General features: G+C 68.3%; 18 protein-coding genes, 1 tRNA gene and 1 pseudogene. 9 read left to right on the forward strand and 11 right to left on the reverse strand.

Features of this window, described 5'->3' with window-relative positions; genetic code table 11:
• Window positions 1–13: 13 nt before the first annotated feature.
• Genes IE326_RS19555 through IE326_RS40760 form a run of 4 tightly spaced genes read right to left on the reverse strand, consistent with a single transcriptional unit; the run spans window position 14 to window position 4,558 of the window.
• Window positions 14–1,219: a TniB family NTP-binding protein gene (locus IE326_RS19555; RefSeq protein WP_190042402.1), complete on the reverse strand. Its 1,206-nt coding sequence runs from the start codon at window positions 1,217–1,219 to the stop codon at window positions 14–16.
• The gene (locus IE326_RS19560) at window positions 1,219–3,381 is read right to left on the reverse strand and encodes a TnsB C-terminal domain-containing protein (protein WP_190042403.1); all 2,163 of its coding nucleotides are present in this window, start codon (window positions 3,379–3,381) and stop codon (window positions 1,219–1,221) included. Before IE326_RS19560 ends, IE326_RS19555 begins: the two co-directional genes overlap by 1 nt.
• Window positions 3,378–4,148: a TnsA-like heteromeric transposase endonuclease subunit gene (locus IE326_RS19565; RefSeq protein ID WP_229915510.1), complete on the reverse strand. Its 771-nt coding sequence runs from the start codon at window positions 4,146–4,148 to the stop codon at window positions 3,378–3,380. Before IE326_RS19565 ends, IE326_RS19560 begins: the two co-directional genes overlap by 4 nt.
• Window positions 4,145–4,558: a hypothetical protein gene (locus IE326_RS40760; RefSeq protein ID WP_229915511.1), complete on the reverse strand. Its 414-nt coding sequence runs from the start codon at window positions 4,556–4,558 to the stop codon at window positions 4,145–4,147. The genes IE326_RS19565 and IE326_RS40760 overlap by 4 nt, the downstream gene beginning before the upstream one ends.
• Window positions 4,559–5,417: 859 nt before the next feature.
• On the opposite strand from IE326_RS40760, the gene IE326_RS19575 reads away from it, so the two are divergent.
• Window positions 5,418–5,491 (forward strand) — tRNA-Met (locus IE326_RS19575).
• 341 nt (window positions 5,492–5,832) lie between these two features.
• Window positions 5,833–6,546 (forward strand): HNH endonuclease family protein, encoded by a 714-nt coding sequence (locus IE326_RS19580; protein ID WP_190043418.1) that lies wholly within the window; start codon window positions 5,833–5,835, stop codon window positions 6,544–6,546.
• A gap of 264 nt (window positions 6,547–6,810) precedes the next feature.
• On the opposite strand, the gene IE326_RS19585 is transcribed toward IE326_RS19580, so the two are convergent.
• Together IE326_RS19585 and IE326_RS19590 are read right to left on the reverse strand one after the other, a co-directional pair.
• On the reverse strand, window positions 6,811–7,179 hold the full coding sequence (locus IE326_RS19585; protein WP_190043419.1) for a PIN domain-containing protein: 369 nt from the start codon (window positions 7,177–7,179) through the stop codon (window positions 6,811–6,813).
• 8 nt (window positions 7,180–7,187) lie between these two features.
• Entirely contained in the window at window positions 7,188–7,445 is a 258-nt protein-coding gene (locus tag IE326_RS19590; protein WP_229915512.1) for a hypothetical protein, read from the reverse strand.
• 227 nt (window positions 7,446–7,672) lie between these two features.
• Between IE326_RS19590 and IE326_RS19595 the strand changes: the two are divergent.
• Window positions 7,673–8,083: pseudogene (locus IE326_RS19595) on the forward strand (zeta toxin family protein); the annotation flags it as partial.
• A 76-nt stretch (window positions 8,084–8,159) separates the two neighbouring features.
• On the opposite strand, the gene IE326_RS19600 reads toward IE326_RS19595, so the two are convergent.
• Both IE326_RS19600 and IE326_RS19605 read right to left on the reverse strand, forming a co-directional pair.
• Window positions 8,160–9,566 carry a VanZ family protein gene (locus IE326_RS19600; RefSeq protein ID WP_190042406.1) on the reverse strand — a complete coding sequence of 469 codons (1,407 nt, stop codon included), beginning with the start codon at window positions 9,564–9,566 and terminating at the stop codon, window positions 8,160–8,162.
• Window positions 9,567–9,649: 83 nt separating this feature from the next.
• On the reverse strand, window positions 9,650–10,078 hold the full coding sequence (locus tag IE326_RS19605; protein WP_190043537.1) for a hypothetical protein: 429 nt from the start codon (window positions 10,076–10,078) through the stop codon (window positions 9,650–9,652).
• Between the two features lie 520 nt (window positions 10,079–10,598).
• Between IE326_RS19605 and IE326_RS19610 the strand changes: the two genes are divergently transcribed.
• A complete protein-coding gene (locus tag IE326_RS19610) occupies window positions 10,599–12,056 on the forward strand; it encodes an NF041680 family putative transposase (protein WP_190043420.1) in 1,458 nt (485 codons plus the stop codon).
• A 129-nt stretch (window positions 12,057–12,185) separates the two neighbouring features.
• Here IE326_RS19610 and IE326_RS19615 read toward each other — a convergent pair whose 3' ends face one another.
• The gene (locus IE326_RS19615; RefSeq protein WP_229915230.1) at window positions 12,186–13,478 is read right to left on the reverse strand and encodes an IS256 family transposase; all 1,293 of its coding nucleotides are present in this window, start codon (window positions 13,476–13,478) and stop codon (window positions 12,186–12,188) included.
• A gap of 13 nt (window positions 13,479–13,491) precedes the next feature.
• On the opposite strand from IE326_RS19615, the gene IE326_RS19620 reads away from it, so the two are divergent.
• From IE326_RS19620 to IE326_RS19630, 3 genes are all read left to right on the forward strand, one after another.
• Window positions 13,492–14,694, forward strand: a complete 1,203-nt coding sequence (locus tag IE326_RS19620) for an IS701 family transposase (RefSeq protein ID WP_190042407.1) — start codon at window positions 13,492–13,494, stop codon at window positions 14,692–14,694.
• Between the two features lie 223 nt (window positions 14,695–14,917).
• On the forward strand, window positions 14,918–15,352 hold the full coding sequence (locus tag IE326_RS19625; RefSeq protein ID WP_190042408.1) for a hypothetical protein: 435 nt from the start codon (window positions 14,918–14,920) through the stop codon (window positions 15,350–15,352).
• A gap of 42 nt (window positions 15,353–15,394) precedes the next feature.
• Entirely contained in the window at window positions 15,395–16,165 is a 771-nt protein-coding gene (locus IE326_RS19630) for a transposase (protein ID WP_190042409.1), read from the forward strand.
• Between the two features lie 65 nt (window positions 16,166–16,230).
• Here the strand turns inward: IE326_RS19630 and IE326_RS19635 are convergent, their stop codons facing one another.
• Window positions 16,231–17,346, reverse strand: coding sequence for a hypothetical protein (locus IE326_RS19635; protein WP_190042410.1), 1,116 nt, complete (start codon window positions 17,344–17,346; stop codon window positions 16,231–16,233).
• 104 nt (window positions 17,347–17,450) lie between these two features.
• On the opposite strand from IE326_RS19635, the gene IE326_RS19640 reads away from it, so the two are divergent.
• A complete protein-coding gene (locus IE326_RS19640) occupies window positions 17,451–18,110 on the forward strand; it encodes a hypothetical protein (protein WP_190042411.1) in 660 nt (219 codons plus the stop codon).
• Between the two features lie 83 nt (window positions 18,111–18,193).
• Here IE326_RS19640 and IE326_RS19645 read toward each other — a convergent pair whose 3' ends face one another.
• Complete coding sequence (locus IE326_RS19645) at window positions 18,194–18,520, reverse strand: hypothetical protein (RefSeq protein ID WP_190042412.1); 327 nt, start codon at window positions 18,518–18,520, stop codon at window positions 18,194–18,196.
• Window positions 18,521–18,538: 18 nt separating this feature from the next.
• Between IE326_RS19645 and IE326_RS19650 the strand changes: the two genes are divergently transcribed.
• Window positions 18,539–18,889: a hypothetical protein gene (locus IE326_RS19650; protein ID WP_190042413.1), complete on the forward strand. Its 351-nt coding sequence runs from the start codon at window positions 18,539–18,541 to the stop codon at window positions 18,887–18,889.
• Window positions 18,890–18,891: the final 2 nt, after the last annotated feature.

Below are 18,891 nucleotides of genomic sequence, written 5' to 3' on the forward strand. Positions count from 1 at the left end.
TGCCGGCGACCTCCTATGCGCTTCCGTCGGCCGCCGCCCGCTTGTCGTCCCGCTTCTGCTTCGCTGTCCTCGCCGTCCGGCGGGATTTCAGTTCCGTGACCTTGGCGTAGGCGCGTTCGTGGGCGTACGACAGGACGATGGAGTCCATGACCTCGCGTGTGATGGCCTCGGTGCCTTGCTGGACGGCGCGTACGGCGCTGCGGCGGATGAGGGCGTGCAGGCCGGCGATGCTGCCGTCGGTGCGTTCGTGCAGGTAGCGCCAGTGTCGGCGGGTCAGGCTCTCCTCCTCGTGCCGGTACAGGGCGAGCGACCTCTCCAGGGAGCGGATGACGCCGACCCACTGGAGGATGCCGTCGTCGCTGTCGAGGGCGAAGGGCGCGAGTTCCTGACGGCTGAAGCGGCCGGCGGTCTGGGTCCGGACATCGCCGGCCGCAGCCGGAGCCGGAGTCCTGGTGCGGCCGGAGTGTCTGCGGGGGACGGCGGGGCCGCCCTCGCTGAGCAGGGGGCTGTTCTCAAGGTCGACGCCGGTGCCGATGATGGTGCATGGGGCGTGGTTGGCGAGGAACTTGATGTGGTCGTTGGAGGCCCGGCCTTCCTTGAAGGAGCAGTCCAGGAAGTGCAGGTCGTCGAAGATGATCAGCTGGGTGCCGCACGCCGTGAGGGCGGTCAGGACGCGGTCGTCGATGGTGTCCTTGGTGCCGCTGGTGGGGACGTTGAGGTAGCGGGCGATCGCGAGGGAGATCTGCTTGGGGGTGACCTGGTCGGTGAGCGAGATGTAGACGACGGGCACGTAGTCGCCGAGCCGGTCGGGGTCGAACCGTTCGGGGAAGTCCTCCCGCAGTTCCTGCTCGAACTTCCGGGCGATCATCTTGACCAGAGTGGACTTGCCGACCGTCGGCGGACCGTCGATGAGCAGGCCGAGCCGGGCGCCGGGCGGCGCCATCTCGTTGGCGGCCAGCAGTTCCGTGATCTCGGTCTCGAAGCGCCGCACGGCCGGTGTCCAGGCCAGCACCAACGCGCTGTGGTAGCGGTTACGGCTGCGGTTCAGGCGACGCCGCTCAGCATCATCCTCGTCCATCGCCAGGTAGACCTCGTACGGCGGCAGCAGTGGCCGCGAAGGCGGCTCGTAGAAGACGTAGCCGAACCAGTCCTCCTTGGTCCGGGGTTCGGCCAGCCCGGGATGCAGACCGTCACCCGCGCCGACGGGCGGCGGGGCCATCACGGTGCGCCGTCCTTCTCCGGGCGGCCGCCCCACACCTCGTACGAGGGCAGGGCGTCGAAGTCGATCGTGACCTCTTCCTCGTTCTCGTTCCCGGACGGCAGCGGTGGCACGGCCCGCAGGCGGGGCTCGGTGACGGGGATGTCGGCGGCGGAGTCGACGAGTTCGGTGCGGGCCCTGTCCCGGGCCGCGGCTCTGGCGCGTTCGGCGTCGCGGGCACGTGCCCGGCGGGAGCGGGCGGTGGACGCCTCGGCGGCGTCCGTGCGGTTCTGCAGGTCCAACAAGGCGTCCAGGACGGCTTCCTGGTCCTGCGGGTCGCGGCCACGCGCGCGCAGTTCCTGCTTGACCTGGCGCAGGGTGATGTCGGTGAACGGCTCCAGGCCGGTCAGCGCGTGGCTCCAGCGCAGTGTGTGCCAGACGCCGGTGTAGGGGTCGTGGAAGTAGACCTGGGTGACGTCCCGCGGGTCGTAGCGGATGGGCCAGGTGCCGTTTGCTTGCGGGTAGGGGGACTTGGTGCCGTTGTGGGTGCGCAGGACGGGCGCGCTGTAGTGCAGGTAGTCCTTCTGGATGCGTCGGTTGGTGATCGTGCACCAGTGGATGGGCAGGAGTTCCAGGAACAGGTTGGCATCGCGCGGGGCGGCGATGTAGCCGCAGCGGTGCACGGCCAGCCGGTAGGCGTCGTTCGGCGACAGGCTGATCTCCGGGAACCCCGGCAGCACCAGCCCCTTGTGCCGCCGGCTCTGGTAGACCGCGACGACGTACTCGGCGAAGAACTCCTCCAGTTCCTCGATCGTCCAGCGGGCCACCGCGTCCACGTCCCGGCCCCGGTGCACCACGTGATTGCCCTTGTAGCCGGCGATGTGCTGGGAGAACTGGCTCCTGATCGTCTTGAACGCGGCCTCGACCTGCGGCTTGTCGGTGGGCCGGTACTTGCGGGTGTCCTGGATGGTGATCCCGTAGCGGCGGCACACGTTCTTCACCGCCTGCGAGGCGAACGCCTTGCCGTGGTCGATCACGATCTTCTCGGGAAACACCACCGGGCGGGCCGCGGCGGCCGCGAACCGCTCGTCCCGCGCGAGCAGCGGCTCGCACGGCAGCCGCAGCATCCGGTGCCGCAGCCCGTCGGGCCAGCCCGGACGCATCGGCTCCGGCATCATCGCGTCCGCGATCACCAGGCCCGCGTCCACCGCCTTCGTGCCCTTGGGCACCAGACGCCACCCCAGCAGACTGCGGGTGCACACGTCGATGGCGATCGTCAGGTCCACCGAGAGGACGACGTCCTCGACCGGATCGTAGGCGCGTACGTCCAGCCAGCTGGTGTCGATCATCACCAGCTCGCCGGGACGGCCGGCGGTGATCGGCCGGTAGTACCCGTCCGGCCGGTTTGCCACCGACTGGCGTGTCGTGGCCTGCCCGGTGGTGTAGAGGCCGGGCAGAAGAGCGGCCACGTACCGGTTGAACGACTTCTGCGACGGTACCTTCACCACGTCCGGGCCGTGGACGTCGGCCACCCGGCGTTCCACCCGGCGCCGCAGCCGGTTCAGGCTGCCGGTCGAGTCGTCGGCCTCCGTCACATGGTGCTGGGTGAGAATCGCGTCGATCAGCCGGGGATCCACGCCCGCCAGCGGATCCGAGGGGCGGTGGCTGCGCCGGTCCACCAGTCCCCACGGGCCCTCCTCCCGCCACCGGCGCAGCCGCCGCCAGATCTGCTGTTCGCTGTAGCCCAGCTCCCGTGCCTTGCTCCGTACCCGCTGGACCAGCGGCAGGTCCGGGGCGTACTGCGGCCTCGGCTCGTCGGGCCGCGGGTTCTCCGGATCCCCGCTGCGATAGCCGGTGGTCATCTCCAGGAGGTGCTCCTGGGCGCTCTGGAGGTCCTCCAGCTGCTTGTCGGTCAGCTTGTCGAAGAGCGCGGCGGCATCCAGCCACAGTTTCCGCTCCACAGCGTCCTGTTCACCGTTGGGTTCACCCTCGGGGACCTCGCTGTCGTCGCAGGGGCGGAAGGTGGGGTCCGCGAGCAGGTGCCCCACACCGATCACGGTCCGCGCCCCGCTTTCCGAACGCAGTCGCACCCCGTCGTCGGTCACCCCGGTCACGGTGTGCACCTCGTCGTCCAGCCACAGCCGCGTCCCGTACCGCAGCCGCACCGCGCCGTCCGCCGTCATGTCCCCACCTCCGCCGCAGTCTTCACTAGCGTCGTATCCCGCAGTGGACGGTCCAGATCCGTGACGATCCGCTGATGCCACATCAAGTGGTACAGGACCCCGCGAGCCAGATCCGGGAACTCCATGAACCGCATCAGCTCCCCGATCTCCACCGGCTCACGGGCCAGTTCCAGCAGACGCGGCACCAGATCCGCACCCAGATGCAGCGGGCGCCGGGCACTGGACAGCAGATCGACGTTCACCCACAGCTGCCCGCTCGGCTCCGACACCATCGCGTACTCCCAGCCCAGCCGCTCACACACCCGGCGAGTGCGCTCCTCCTGCAGCAGCACCTTCGGATCGTCCCGCAGCTCGGGGTTCTTCACGTCCAGCAACAGAACGCTGCCGTCACGGCGGCGCGCGAAGACATCCGGCGTGTGCCGCCACGCTCCCCGTGTGTCGATGGCGTCGAACTCCAAAGGCTGCGTGACGAACGCCGACACCCGCGGATCGAAGTCCAGAAGCGTCAGCCACTTCGACTCCAGCACGCTCTCGTACTCGACGAAGTCACCCCGCTTCACCGCCCAGTACCGGCCCGGCATGTGTCCCTGGTCCCGGTGGCTGGGAATGGCCCGCGCCATCCGGCCGTCCTCGAACCGTACGGCGGCCGCCTCCTCCAGCCGCACCAGATACTCGACCCCCTCGGCATCGACGTACCGCACCCGCACCAGATCGATCTCCCGGACCGACGCCTCCGCCGGTTCCGGCACTTCCGTGTCCCCGCTCACCGCGACCTCCCCTTCTCCCACGGACTCCTGGCCGAACGTCCCACCGGCACCTGTGCCGCCACCGCCTCCGCGAAGACCTCCGGCACCGCGAGCCGCGCCAACGGCCGAGCCGCCAGACATCCCTCGTCCGCCGCCGTCCGCACCAGCGGCGCAAGCCGCCGCGACAACTCCCGCACGTCCTCCGCCGCCAGCAGGGGCATCACCACCGTGAGAAACGCCGCAGCCGCCCCGGCCGACGCCGGACCCCACCCGAACCGGCCACCATGCGCCCCACGCTCGCCGCGCTCCTCCAGCAGAACCCGGGTGCACCAGGCGGGCACATCCGGCAGACGCCCCAGAACCCTCGGCAGCCCCAGCCGCAACAAGATCACACACGCGCGAAACGCGGCGAACCACTCGGCCGCCGCCACGTCCACACCTCCCACCACCGGGCGTACCCGCCCAAACGCGACGTCCATCCACCGCCGCTGGGCTTCGACAGTCCCGCCATCCGCCCGGCTCGCGCGAGCCGCGGGCAACCACTGCGAGCACGGCCTCCCGTGAACGGAGTTCGCACAACATGTCGGCGGTCTGACCCACCGCGCCGGCACGACCCGGGGCCGGTCCCCGCCCCACCGCAGCACCCAGCCGCACGACGGACAACGATCCAGGAGCACCACCCGATGCTCGGGGCACACGGCCGCGCACGACAGCTTCCACCACAGCTGCCACACCCCACCGGACACCAGCAGACAGCACGGGCACGCCCGGCTTCCGTGCACCGCCGCCCACTCCTGCCCCGCCGACGGCCGCTGCGTGCTTCCCGCCGCGAGCACCGCCGACACGTCCAACGGCCCGCCCTCGAAGACGGACAGATGTATCCCGTCCACCAGGCCACCGGGAACACCCGTCGCCGCGAACACCGCCCGCCGGACCACCTCGTCGGACCGCACTCCGAACAGAGGCGGCCGAACACCCGCGGAAGACCCCCCGCAGGCGAAGTCCCATCAAGGCGGCGACCTCGGCAGGCGGACACCGGTTCACGCGCGCTATCCGGTCCACCCACGACCCGAACGCCTCGCCTGCCCGCGGAGCTGTGACCAGCGCCAATCGTCGTGGCGGCACGCGCCCCTCCAGAAGGTGACCTGCATCACTCTCATCTAGGGGCTCACGCTATCAAGTGCACTCTCAAATCGAGGTTCACACTCTCATTCCGAGCTTCGGCTCTCAGCGGAGCAAACGACCTGGTCATGGGCGATGCCGCGAATGACGTACAGTTGGGCTTTCCGACGCGGGGTGGAGCAGCTCGGTAGCTCGCTGGGCTCATAACCCAGAGGTCGCAGGTTCAAATCCTGTCCCCGCTACTGAAGTGGCATGAGGCCCGGATCCACAGGATCCGGGCCTCATGCGTGCGTCGGCCTTTCAAACTACCCGTCCAGTTCTCGTCGCCGGGACGGCGAGGCCCCTGATGCGTAGCCGGGCCTCTCAGGACACGATCGTCCTGCGCTCGCCTGCCGGCGAGCCCCCGTCCGGCCGCCGCCCCCGACTCGGGACCCCCGCCCCGCCCGAAACGGCCAGGGCGACCGCCGCGATGCAGTGATGTTTCTCCGGTGAATCGGGCCGCCCACTCGGGTGATCCAGCGCGCGGGCGCCTTCCGCTCCAGCTGTGGCGGCGGATAGAACGCCGGGCGTGATCACCAACCTGATGCGACGTGGTCTGCCCGCGCTTCTCCTCGCCGCTCTTCCCCTGCTTCCTGCCCTGCCCGCGGCGGCCGACAGCACCACCCTCCTGCCGGCGGCTACCGGCGCCCCCGGGCCCGTCCCCAGCACAGGTGCGCTGGAGCAGGTGCTGCCGCTGTTCGACGCCATCGACCGCCTGCCCATCGCCGCCGAGCACCGCGAGGGGTACGACCGGCGCCTGTACAAGCACTGGAACAAGGGCCTGAACGGCAGCGACGGGTGCAACACCCGCAAGGAGGTCATCCTCGCCGAAGCCGTCGAAGCACCCCAGATCGCGGATCGCTGCGCGCTGACGGGCGGGTCCTGGCTCAGCAAGTACGACAACGTCACGGTCACCGACGCCGCCCGCCTCGATGTCGACCACTTCGTCCCCCTCGCCGAGGTCTACGACTCCGAGCAGACCCGGTGGAGTCCGGAGCGGCGCGAGGCGTACGCGAACGACCAGGACAGCCCCGACACCCTGATCGCCGTCACCGCCGCCTCTAACCGCTCCAAGGCCGACAAGGACCCGGCCGAATGGCTGCCCACGGACGCCACCTACCACTGCACCTACGCCGCCACCTGGGTCGGCACCAAGCTGCGCTGGGACCTCGCCGCCGACGAGGCCGAGCGGGACACTCTCCTCGGGCTCGCCGAGGACTGCCTCACCACCGTCGTCACCTACGAGCCGGCGCCGTAGCCGCCTGACCCTGATGCCCGGCGTCCCGCACCCGGCGGGGGCGCCGGGCTGATTCCGTCCGCGCCCGGCCGGGAACGCGCGGCGCCCCGAGCTCGAGGAACTCGGGGCACAACAGGAGGCAGGTCAACGACCAGTCGGCCTTTCCCTTACGCCTGCACCGTAGCGGCTCACTGACGGCGGGTTTGGTCGTGCCGGATGCGGGCCACGCGAACGAGCGAACAGTCCGGGCTCGTGCTGACACGCGGGCGCCGGCGGCCGCCGCTCTCAGGGGGTGAGGTCGAGGACGCGGACGGGCTCGCCTTTCCAGCGCTCGGGGGTGGTGGTGGCGATGATCGCGCCGTCGGGCCGGTCCGGGGTGGGCTGGGCGGCGTGCTGGGTATGGGCCTGGGCCCAGGTGACCTGCTGGGCGACAGCGAGAACTCCAGGCAGGTCGAGATCGATCACGGCGATGCCGGGCAGGGCCGCCAGGTGCTCGGCGGTGCCGGGGCGGGTGCGGTCGGCTTCGACGAGCGCGCAGGCGGGGGCGTAGAGGTACCAGCCGGCTTCGGCGTGGGCGCGATGGGTGAGGCGGGAGGCGAGGACGTTGCCGGTGCCGGCGGCGGCCATCGCGGTCTCGTCGAGGACGATGTGCATGGGCTCGGTCACGGGCGCTGCACCTGGGCGAGGCGGCGGTCGAGTTCGTCGTCCAGGGCGGCTTCCTCGCCGGCTGTGGGGTTGTAGCCGCTCCAGGCGGTGAGAGCGGCCTTGGCAGCGGCGGCGCGTTCGGCGCGTTCGGCTGGGGTGAGGACGGTTTCGGCGAGGCGGGCGAGGTAGGCGCGCAGGGACAGGCCCTCGGCGGCGGCGACGGCCGCCAGCCGGTCGCGGGCTTCCTCGGGGATTCTCACGTTGGCGTCAGACATAACGGTGCTCCTTCCCATAAGATCAGGGTACGGGTACGGGTACGGGTACGTACCCGTCACGTGCTGGAGGGGACGAACTGGTGGGAGGTCGCGACGCACTGGTGCTCGCCGGAGCTGAGCACCGGCAGGTCCTCGCCGAGCGGCTGCCCGGCTGGACGCGGGGAGCGGTGCCCCAGGAGCACCCGGTCGTGGTGGTGGTCGCAGGCCAGCCGGGCGCCGGCAAGACGGTGATCGCCGACCTCGTCCAAGCAGCGCTGGAGCGGCGCGGCGGCGCCGTGCGGATCGGCCGCGACCTCTACAAGCCCGCCCACCGCCACTACGCCGCCGCGCTGGCCGCCGATGTCCGCACCGCCGGCGCCGCAGTTCGGCCCGACACCACCGCCTGGCAGGCCGCGGTCGAGGACCACGTCCGACGCTCGAGCTCCGACGCCGTCGTCGAGTCCGCCCTCGCCGACCTGGACGAGTTCCGTGCCTCCTCGGCGGCGTACCGCCAGTCCGGGCACCGGATCGAGATCGTGGCGCTGGCGACGGCGGAGGCGTGGAGCCAGCTCGGGATCCTCGACCGCTTCCTCACCGAAGGCCGACGGTACGTGTCGTGGGAGAACCACGACACCTGCGCCGCGGGCATGCTCGACGTGCTCGCGGCCGTCGAGGCCGAGCAGCTCGCGGACCGCGTCACCGTGGTGACCCGCGAGGGCCTGGGTGAGGTCCTGATCAGTTCTTCTTCAGTGGCTGGTCAGCGCCGTCGTAGACCTGGCCGTCGACGGCGTCGACCCGCCAGAGTTCTGCCGTGCCGTTTGCCGAACCGTCTGCTGTCGGCACCTGGGGGCCTTGTGAGAGGTTCACCAGCCACATGGGACGCCAGATCGCATCCCGTTGGACCGCCTTGAGAGCTATCGCCTTGATCAGCAGGTCGTTCGGAGCGGTGCGTCCCTGCCCGGCGAGCTGCCTGGTCAGTCCTTCTCGGACCAGCGACTCCGCCTTCTTCGCGTCCACCTGCGACTTTTCAAGATCCAATTGTTCCGGCCCGCGGGTCACATCCACCTGGGAGATGGTGCCCTTACGGCTCACCTGGATGTCCAGCATCCGGGGCATGAGGACGTCATCGTCCATCCACCGCCAGCTGGTCATCCACCCCAGCACCGCCTTCTCGCCCACCGGGTAGGTCTTGTGGGTGGTGGCGTTCGCGGCCCACGGGTAGCGCTCACGCATGTATGTCTGTGCGACCTCGTAGGCCGCCTTGTCGGTGGCCGGAGGCTCAGCACCCGTGACCGGGTAGCCCATCACGCTGGGCTGGTCACTGTCCAGGAGCAAGACGTTGAAACGGCTCCTGTCCGGCCACGAAAGAGAGCCGTTCGCGAACTGCTCCGGATGGGTCTTGTCCCTGCTCAGCAGCGTGAAGACGACGTTGCGGCACGCGGCTCCGACGCAGGGCTGGTCGTAGATGGGCCCCAGTTGGTAGTGGTCGCCGAACGCCTCCTCGACCACCTGCTCGACGGCCTGCCGCTGTTCGTCGCCCGCCTGTGACAGGCCCGTACCGTCGATGTTGGTGAAGGTCATCGACGGGTAAACGACGCCCGCTCCCAGGAGCACGAGGCCGAGGGAGACGAAGAGGGATGCCTTGGCGGCACCCTTCCACTCGATCGTGCCGGGCCTCAGCAGGACGAGGGCAGCAGCAGCGAGCCCGATCACACCACCGAGGATGTTCATCTGTGCGTCGGCGCTGTCGCACACCCGTCCCAGGCCGTCCACCTCAGCCTGGACGACTTCGATGGCCAGGGGGAAGGCCACCACTCCCACGAGGACCGGCAGCGGACGTCTGGTCGCCATGAGTGCGAAGAAGCCGAGGGGAACCGTCATGACGAGGTTCCACAATCCCTGGGTGGTCCGGAAGGGTTCGGTCAGATCATGGTTGATGACGCACTGCCCGCTGGCGGGGCCGCTGCCCATGAAAGTGACGCTGAGGACTCCGGTGACTGTGGCCGTGAGTCCGGCGAACCACACGCCGTAGGAGCTGTCGAGACGTCGGGCGAGCAGCCAGGCCACGGCTCCGAGAACGAGGGCGGCCAATGTGCTGACGGCGAGGTAGGCGTAGTGGTCTTGGAAGATGGCGGTAAACACGGGCGGTTCCTTGCTGAAGTCAGATCAACCGAGCGGTGCGGGGGCCCCGCCTGAACGAAGACGGGGCCCCGCATGTTGCTGGTTCAGCAGTGGGCGGCCGGCGTCTGGTAAGTGCCACCGGAGTACGACAGGAAGCCGGTGCTGTTCAGGCACAGGTTGTTGGCGCTGGTCGTCCAGGAGCGCGACACCGTCTTGCCGGATTCGATGGTGAAGTACGAGGAGTACGAGGGGCTGGCGCCACCCAGCGCCCAACCGAGACGGACGCTCACCGCAGAGCCACCGGACTTGTAGTAGGTGGTGTACACACCGGTGCCGTACGTCGGGTACAGGTCGCGCTTGCCGTGGCTCAGGACACCGTTGGTCAGCTTGGTGCAGCGGAGGTTGGGAAAGCCTCCCTCGGTGTAGCCGGAGGAGCTGCAGTAGGAGTTGGCCGAGGCAGCCGGGGCGCTGACCAGGATGGAGCCGGCGGCCAGGGCACCGGCGAGGACAGCAGCACTCTTCTTGGATCGCACTTTGAAGATTCCTTTGTTTTCAGGCATGCCAAGCACCCCCTGGAGGGTGGGGATCGAGTCTCGTGGGACTTCGCCCGGCGAGTTCTCCGGTGAGAGCTCACGGGTTATCGAACAGTTGAGTGGTCGAGTCATCCACCAGCGAGAGGATCGATGACTGAAAGTAACCAACTAGTTACGAGAAGTAGTCCGAAAGCTGATCATGAACCTGACGGACTACTCGTCAGCCGATGAGCACACATGCCTACGGGGGCTTGATCGCCGCGCCCCGTATCGTCCACATGGAGTCAAGCGCGGCCGCGATCATCGTGCTGTTCGGCCTCTCCTGCATCGCATGCGGGCCACGACCGTCTATCACCCTGCGGTCTGCAGCTGGTGCCTAACTTGATCTTTAACGTGCGCCGTCGAACGGTGCGTCGTACTTGATCACCCGGTTCGGTATCCGCCGTACATGGAACCGGCCTTCGTCTGGATCATGTGCTCCGACCAAGGAACACACACGTCCAGCACGAAGGCCGTGAGGATGAGTCTGCAACATCACGATGCCCGGCAAGCGCATCTGGCGGAACTGTCACGCTTCCGGGGCGAGTTCTACTCCTGCCTGACTGCTCGTTCGGATGCCCTGTTCGAGCTGGCCGACGCGGTCTTGTGCGGGAACGGGCCGGTGAGATCACTGGCCGAGCTGTCGCTGGTGGGCGAACACCGCCGCGGGCATGGCGGGCTCTACGCCGCCCTCGCCGAGGGCCGGGTCGACACAGACCGGATGCGGCAGGCTCTGACATCGGTGCCGCTGCCTCGGTCGGTCGACGGCCGGCTGGTCCTGGCCGTCGACGTCACCTGCTGGCTGCGGCCGGACGCCCACACCTCACCTCAGCGGATCCTCTGCCACACCTACGGCCGGGGCAAGGACCAGCACATCCCGGTCCCCGGCTGGCCCTACTCGATCATCTGCGCGCTGGAACCGGGCCGCAGCTCGTGGACCGCGCCCCTGGATGCCCGCCGTCTGGCGCCTGGGGACGACACGGCCACCGTCACCGCACGGCAGCTGCGCGACCTGGTCGAGCGGCTTATCACCGCAGGTCAGTGGCAGACCGGCGACCCGGACATCCTCATCATCGCGGACGCCGGATACGACGCACCCCGCCTCGCCTTCCTGCTGAAAGACCTGCCGGTGCAGGTGCTGTCCAGGATGCGCTCAGACCGTGTCCTGCGCAGGCCGGCACCGCCGCGGGAGCCACACACCAAGGGCCGGCCGCCCCGGCACGGCGGCGAGTTCGTCTTCGGACAGCCCGGCACCTGGGGCACCCCGGACACCGAAACCGTCACCGACACCCGCCTCTACGGCACCGCGCTGGCCCGGTCCTGGGACCGCCTCCACCCCAAGCTCACCCACCGTTCGTCCTGGGCCGCGGCCGACGGCACCCTCCCGATCGTCGAAGGGACAGTGATTCGCCTGGACATCGACCATCTGCCCAGCGGAGCCACCCCGAAGCCGGTCTGGCTGTGGTGGTCGGGCACCGACGCCACCGCAGCGGACACCGACCGGCTCTGGCAGGCATACCTGCGTCGCTTCGACATCGAGCACACTTTCCGCCTGTTCAAGCAGACCCTCGGCTGGACCTGCCCGAAGATCCGCACTCCCGAGGCGGCCGACCGATGGACCTGGCTGATCCTGGCCGCCTACACCCAACTGCGGCTGGCCCGACCGCTGGCGGCCGATCGGCGCCGCCCCTGGGAGAGGCCCGTTCCCGCCGACAGGCTCACGCCCGCACGTGTCCGCCGCGACTTTCGGCACATCCGCCCGAAGGCCGCCTGCCCCGCCCAAGCACCGAAATACGTCCGCCCCGGACCCGGCAGGCCACCGGGTCGAAAGAACAGCCTGCCCACCCCACGCCACGACGTCCACACAATCCACAAGACGGGTACCACCACGTCTCAGAAGAAGAAATCGACTACCCCACGGCCCCGCCGCACAGGTTAAAGATCAAGCTAATACTGCAACGGTGTTTGCCGTGACTGGTGGCCAGGTCGTTCGTTGGTGTGTTCATGGGTGGGGAACTTGCTGATGCCCGGGTCTGTCAATCGAACGGTGTAACGAGGGTGGTTGGGGTTACTGTCGGACTGCGGAGAGCCGGCCGTCGAAGGTGATGTCGAAGGCGTTCAGAGCGGTCTTCCAGCGCAGGGTCCAGCGGGTCTGCCCCCTGCCGGTCGGGTCGAGCGACATGATCGCCATGTAGATGCATTTCAGGGCGGCGGTCTCGTTGGGGAAGTGTCCGCGGGCCTTGACCGCCCGCCGGATCCTGGCGTTCACCGACTCGATCGCGTTCGTGGTGCAGACGATGCGGCGGATCTCGGTGTCGAAGCGGAGGAACGGCGTGAACTCCTCCCACGCGTTCTCCCAGAGCCGGACGATCGCCGGATACTTCCTTCCCCACGTGTCGGCGAACTCGGCGAACCGTTCGAGCGCGGCCTCCTCGGTCGCGGCGGTGTAGACGGGCTTGAGGAGTTTGGCGATCTTGTCCCAGTCCTGGCGGGCTGCATAGCGGAAGGAGTTCCGCAGCAGGTGGACCACGCAGGTCTGCACGACCGTCCTCGGCCAGACGGTCTCGACCGCGTCGGGCAGGCCCTTCAGCCCGTCGCAGACAAGCATGAGGACGTCGTTCACGCCGCGGTTCTTGATCTCGGTCAGGATGTGCATCCAGTGCTTGGCGCCCTCACCGCCGTCCCCGGCCCACAAGCCCAGAATCTCGCGCCGGCCCTCCCCAGTGACGGCCAGAGCCACATAGATCGGCCGGTTGGCGACGGCTCCGTCGCGGATCTTCACGTGGATCGCGTCGATGAACACCACCGGATAGACCGGGTCGAGGGGCCGGTTCTGCCACTCGGCCATCCCGTCGAGGACCTTGTCGGTGATCGTGGAGATCGTCTGGCGCGAGACATCGGCGCCATAGACCTCGGCGAGATGGGCCTGCACCTCACCGGTGGTCAGGCCCTTCGCAGACAGCGAGATGACCATCTCGTCCACCCCGGTCAGGCGCTTCTGCCGCTTCTTGACGATCTTCGGCTCGAACGAGCCGTCCCGGTCACGGGGCACGGATATCTCCACCGGCCCGACATCGGTCAGCACGGTCTTCGACCGGGTGCCGTTGCGGGAGTTGCCGCCGTTCTTCCCGGCCGGATCGTGCTTGTCATAGCCGAGATGGTCGGTGATCTCACCCTCCAGGGCGGACTCCAGCAGCCGCTTCGTCAGCTGCTGCAGCAGCCCGCCCTCGCCGGTCAGCTGCACTCCCTCGGCCTGGGCCCGGGACACCAGCTCGTCGATCAGCCGGTCGTCCACCGCCTTCGCCGGCTGAGGCCCGTCTGCCTCGCTGATCTCGGTCTCGGCCACGTTCTCACTGGTCATCGGTGCATCCTCCATGATCGGGAGTTACACCGAACGATTTACAGTCCCTGATGCCCGGTCGTGGGCGGGTGAACTGAGGTCTCTGCATGAGCGGTTCGTGCACCGGTTTGCCAGGTCGGAGCCGCGTGAGTCGGCGCTTGCGTATATGCGGGGACTGATCGCTCCGCTGGAGCGGAAGAACGGCTGGACGCTTGCCGAGGAGGCCGGGCATGCGGGCCCGGACCGGCTCCACCGGCTCCTGAACCGGATCGAATGGGACGCGGACGAGGTGCTGGACGACGTGCGCGAGTACGTCGTCGAGTACCTCGGAGACCCAGGTGCGGTGCTGATCGTGGACGACACCGGCTTCCTGAAGAAAGGGGTCCGGTCGGCCGGGGTTCAGCGGCAGTACTCCGGCACGGCCGGCCGGACGGAGAACTGCCAGGTCGGGGTCTTCCTCGCCTATGCCACCGGCCGCGGCCGCACCCTGATCGACCGGCGCCTTTACCTGCCGGCGTCCTGGACCGACGACCGTGAACGGTGCCGGCGGGCCGGTATCGGCGACACGGTTGTCTTCGAGACCAAGGTCGCGATGGCGAGGGCGATGGTCCGCCGGGCGATCGAGGAGAAGATTCCGTTCGGGTGGGTGACCGCGGACGCCGGCTACGGCTACTCGAAAAGCTGGCGGTCCGAGCTGGAGCGGGCGGATGTCTTCCATGTCATGGCCACCACCCGTCACGACACCGTCGTGACCCGCTGGGCCCTGGACCATCCGGTTCACGACCTGTTCCACGACCTGCCCAGACAGAAGTGGAAACGCCGTTCCTGCGGCAACGGGGCCCACGGACCGCGGGTCTTCGACTGGGCCAGGGTCGAGGTGCGGCCCTGGCACCGGGAGGACCGGCGGCACTGGGTGATCGCCCGCCGCAGTGTCCGCCGGCCCGAGGAGATCTCCTACTACATCGCCTACTGCCCCGCCGGCACCACACTTGACCAGCTGATCCATGTCGCCGGCAGCCGGTGGGCGGTCGAGGAGTGCTTCCAGAGCGCGAAGCAGGAGTGCGGCCTGGACGACTACCAGGTCCGCCGCTACCCCGGCTGGCACCGACACATGACTCTGGCCATGGCCGCCCATGCCTGCCTGACCGTGCTGCGGGCCCGCGAACTCGACGCCGGGAAAGCAGAAACGGATCCTCCGGCCTCGTCCCCCTCAGCCTTCCCGAGCTCAGACGCCTGATCCACCGCCTCACCCACCGCCGACCGGTCTCGGTCGACCACGTCCTGCACTGGTCGACCTGGCGCCGCCGACGACAACACCAAGCCCGCATCAGCCACTACAAACAACGCGGCCACACACCCCCATAACCTGGCCACCAGTCACAGCAAACACCGTTGCAGTACTAAGGGATGTCCCGTATAAGGACGTGAGCTGGGGGGTTGCCTGACAGTACGGTCGACGCGTGGAGTCGAAGAGGGTGAGCGAGTGCCCGTTGCGCGGGGGCGGTGTGCGTCCTGGCTACCTGGTCGGGCGCCGTCTTGAGCAAGTAGTCGCCTCGTGGTACCTGTACGGCTCAGAGGCTCCGTCCGGCCCGCTGGACGTGTGGCTGATCGACAGCGAAGCGGTCGCCACGCGCATCACGACCGGTTCGGACTGGTGCCTGATCGTGGAGGCATCGGCTCCCTTCGCGGGATACGACATGGCGGAGTCCGGCCGCATCGAGGTGGCGCCGGTCAGCGGCGAGACCCCGTTCGCGGATCACCTCGGCGAGATGGTGCTGGCAGTCAGCGAGGAGAGTGTCCCGGACAGTGGGCGGATCGTTCTGGAGATCACCTTCGACTCCGGCCGTGTCCGGTGTGAGACCTGGTCCGGAGATCTCCGCCTGTCCAGCAAGTGATCAACACACCAGCCCCGGCATGAACCGTGTGAGGCTCCCGTCGTGGCTGGTGTGATCACGGCGTCGCAGCCGTCCTGGATAGCCCCGTTCACCGGGTTGAGCCCCCGCTCCTTCGGCACGTTGGTGGCACAGCTGCGGCATGAGGGGGCTGACCCGGTTCGCAGAGGCCGGCCGTGGAGCCTGCCGCTGGAAGACCGGGTGCTGCTGGTCACGGCCTACTGGCGTACCAACTTGACGTTGCGACAGCTCGCCCCACTGTTCGGCGTCTCGAAGTCCGCAGCCAGCCGCATCGTCAGCCACCTCGGCCCCCTGCTCGCGCTCAAGCCCCGCAGGCGATTCCGCAAGAACACCGTCCTCATCGTGGACGGCACCTTGGTCCCCACCCGCGACCACACCATTGCCGAGCGGTCGAAGAACTACCGCTACTCCACCAACCATCAGGTCGTCATCGACGCCGACACCCGACGCGTCGTGATGGTCGGCCAGCCGTTGCCTGGCAACCGCAACGACTGCAAGGCGTGGGAACTGTCCGGAGCCAAGAGCTTGGTCGGCAACACCACCGTGATCGCAGACGGCGGCTACCGCGGCACCGGCCTGGTCATCCCGCACCGTCGAGAACGTGGCCAGACCGAGCTACCGGCGTGGAAGGAAGAGCACAACGCTTCCCACCGCCAGGTCCGCGCCCGTGTCGAGCACGCATTCGCCCGCATGAAGAGCCGGAAGATCCTCCGTGACTGCCGTCTGAAGGCCGACGGCGTTCACCACGCCATGCTCGGCATCGCTCGCCTCCACAACCTCGCCCTGACCGCGTAGCGGATCTATGTCGATGGTCGATGAGGAGCATGGTCGCGATCACTACGCTGTCAGGAACCTCTGACTCAACCATCGAACCGCCGCCATGGCAGCTGAAGTCGGGAAAGCGGCCGCAGCGCGCTGCGGTGCAGGGCGCCGATCCAGACGTCGGACTCATGGCTGCTGTTCAGCTCGGGCGAGATATGAGCGACCAGGCCCGGTCCGACGAGGAAGTTCGTCGGACCGATGGGCGCCAGGAACGGCCGTAGCGGTACGCGATGCAGGCAGGATTCCAGCTCTGACAGCAACTGCTCGGGCAGATTGCGGAGGAATGCCTTGTACGGGGCGGTCATCGAAGCCTCATACAACGAGAACTGCAGCAGGAACCGGCTTAGCGGCTCCTCCTCGCGGGCCGGTGCGTTGTCCTCGGTCAGCCAGACGTCCGGATCGGTGCCGGCAGCGTCGAGCTGCCACGGGATGGACCAGTCCCAGCAGCCCTGATTCTCGATGGCGACGACCAGGCGCTCACCGTGGATGTCGGTCGAGAGCCTTGTGAGCGGTTGGATGGAGTTCTGGCCTCCGAGGATGGCCGGACGCTTCTCGGCGAGACGGTAGAAGTCGGCCAAGGCATAAGGGACGGAGCCGGGTATCGCGATGGTGGTGGGCCGGGTTTCAGTTTGGGCGGGATACCAGCCGGTGACGAAGGATTCCAAGGCCATGCCGGGGTCCGTGCGGACATGGTCGAGCCAGTCCAGGCCGGGCGAAAGGGGCGCAGCTGTTGGCGGCCGAACCGTGTCGAGCAATTCTCGACTCAATGGCGGGTCGATGCGCAGGTGGCAACTGTTGAGTTCGCCGTTGGTCCAGGTGCTTCGCGAGTGGTGGACGGGACCAATGTAGACGGCTAGACCGTCGACCCGGACGAACAAGTGCACCGGCCGGTCCAGATCCGGTTCCGATCCTGCGAACGGCTTTCGACCAGTGAGCCTGGATGCGGCTACTGCAGGCGTAAGACCTCGTAGACGGAACTCCTGGTCGTTCCACACGCCGCCTGCTGCCGGATCGTCTGCTGCATCCCCGATGATCACAACAGCCGCAGCCCCGACCGCGATCGTGGACCTGCCTACGTCGAACACCTTGGGCTCTGCACCCGCGAGATCGAGTGCCACGCTGACGTCTACGGTGGCCGAACGCGTCAGCGACATTCGGCGAGTCTATCCGGGGAACGATCACTGCGGTGCCGGGAAAAGATCTCCAGCGGTCTTGATCGCGGCAGGCCGGACCCACTCGTGAACGCCGGGGAGCAGACATGCTGCAGACTTCCCGGGTGATCGTTCTGCAGCCCGTCCTGGAGGTCTACGCCTCCGACGACTTCACCCTCTGGCCAGTTGCCAAGTCCGCACCGTACGGCTTCCTGCCACTCAGCGGCGCACTCGATCCCGCCGAGGTCGGCACGGCGGTGATGCGTATCGCCGACTGCAACAACATCGATCCCGAGGACGACGGTCGCCCACCACGGCCCGCCGACCTACTCGGGAGCTTCCTGCACGGACTGCTCACCATGGACGACCTTTTCGCATCCGGTGGCCTGCGGATCACCGACACCGCAACCGGCACCACGTTGTTGCCGGGCTGCTGCAATGGGCTGGACGAGAGGCGCGACTGGCTTGAGGTCGTCGACGGCACCGGCTGGGCCTCCTTCGGTCACGACCCATCTCCGCTCGCCGAACGTGACGGCGAAGTCGTCCGGTTGACCGTCGACGCCGAGCACGACAACAGCCCGGTGATGGAGGTACCTGTTACGGACCTGCGTCGCCTGCTCGCCGGCGCAGAGCAAGACCTGATCGACTTCCTCCAGCTGGCCGCTGTCTGGGCCGCTCGGCACATGCCCGCTTACGCCGCTCCGGTCGCCTCCGCCCTCGGCCGTGCTCTAGACCTGCCCGCACCGGTGATCCCGACGAACCCTTAGGGCTGCATGCCGGCGCGCTGCCTCAGGTTCATCGGCAGCGGTCCAGTCAGGAAGCGGCGAGTTGGATCTTTACGGGACAGCCCTTAGCACAATCGATCGGTTTGACGGCTGCGGGCCGTTCCTGCCGGAGACGGGCTCGGGACGGTGTATCGACACAGGTGAGGGGGCTCGTGGGCAATACTCAGCAAGACATCGCCCGACGGTTCGCCGAGCTTCAGCAGCGGGACGCCGACCGGCACAGCTGAGTTCTGGACGCCGCCCGCACCGAGACCGAGCAACACGGTGTCGCCGGCGAGCGCGCCATCTCCCAGAGCCAGCGCGCCTTCCCTCTCACCTTCACCGACCCCGACCGCGCGGCCGACGAGATCGAACTCGCCCGCCACCTCGTCACGGGCCTCACCCTGCACCAAACCGGCCACACCATCGACATGCCCGCCCTCGCCCGTGACTCCGGCACCGACCGCAACGACCTGGACCGCGCCGATGTCCTGCGCGAGGAGATCCGCGTCTCCGGCGTCGCCATCGCCACCGCGATCCTCGAACTCGTCGTCTGCTTCCACCACGCCGTCCTCGGTGACGACCAGGGCATCACCGACACCATCACCCAGCTCCGCGACCTCACCGGCAGCGGCGACTACGCCTACTACATCGACATCGCCGCTTTCATGGCCGACCGCCCCGCCCTGCTGAGGTCAGCTCGGTGGATCGAGGACGAGAGCACGGTCCGCGGACTGTGGCGGCATCTCGTGCTGGCCCGCCGTTCCGCCCTTGCCAGCTGAGT

It is taken from the genome of Streptomyces filamentosus, assembly GCF_014654895.1.
GTDB classification, from domain to species: domain Bacteria; phylum Actinomycetota; class Actinomycetes; order Streptomycetales; family Streptomycetaceae; genus Streptomyces; species Streptomyces filamentosus.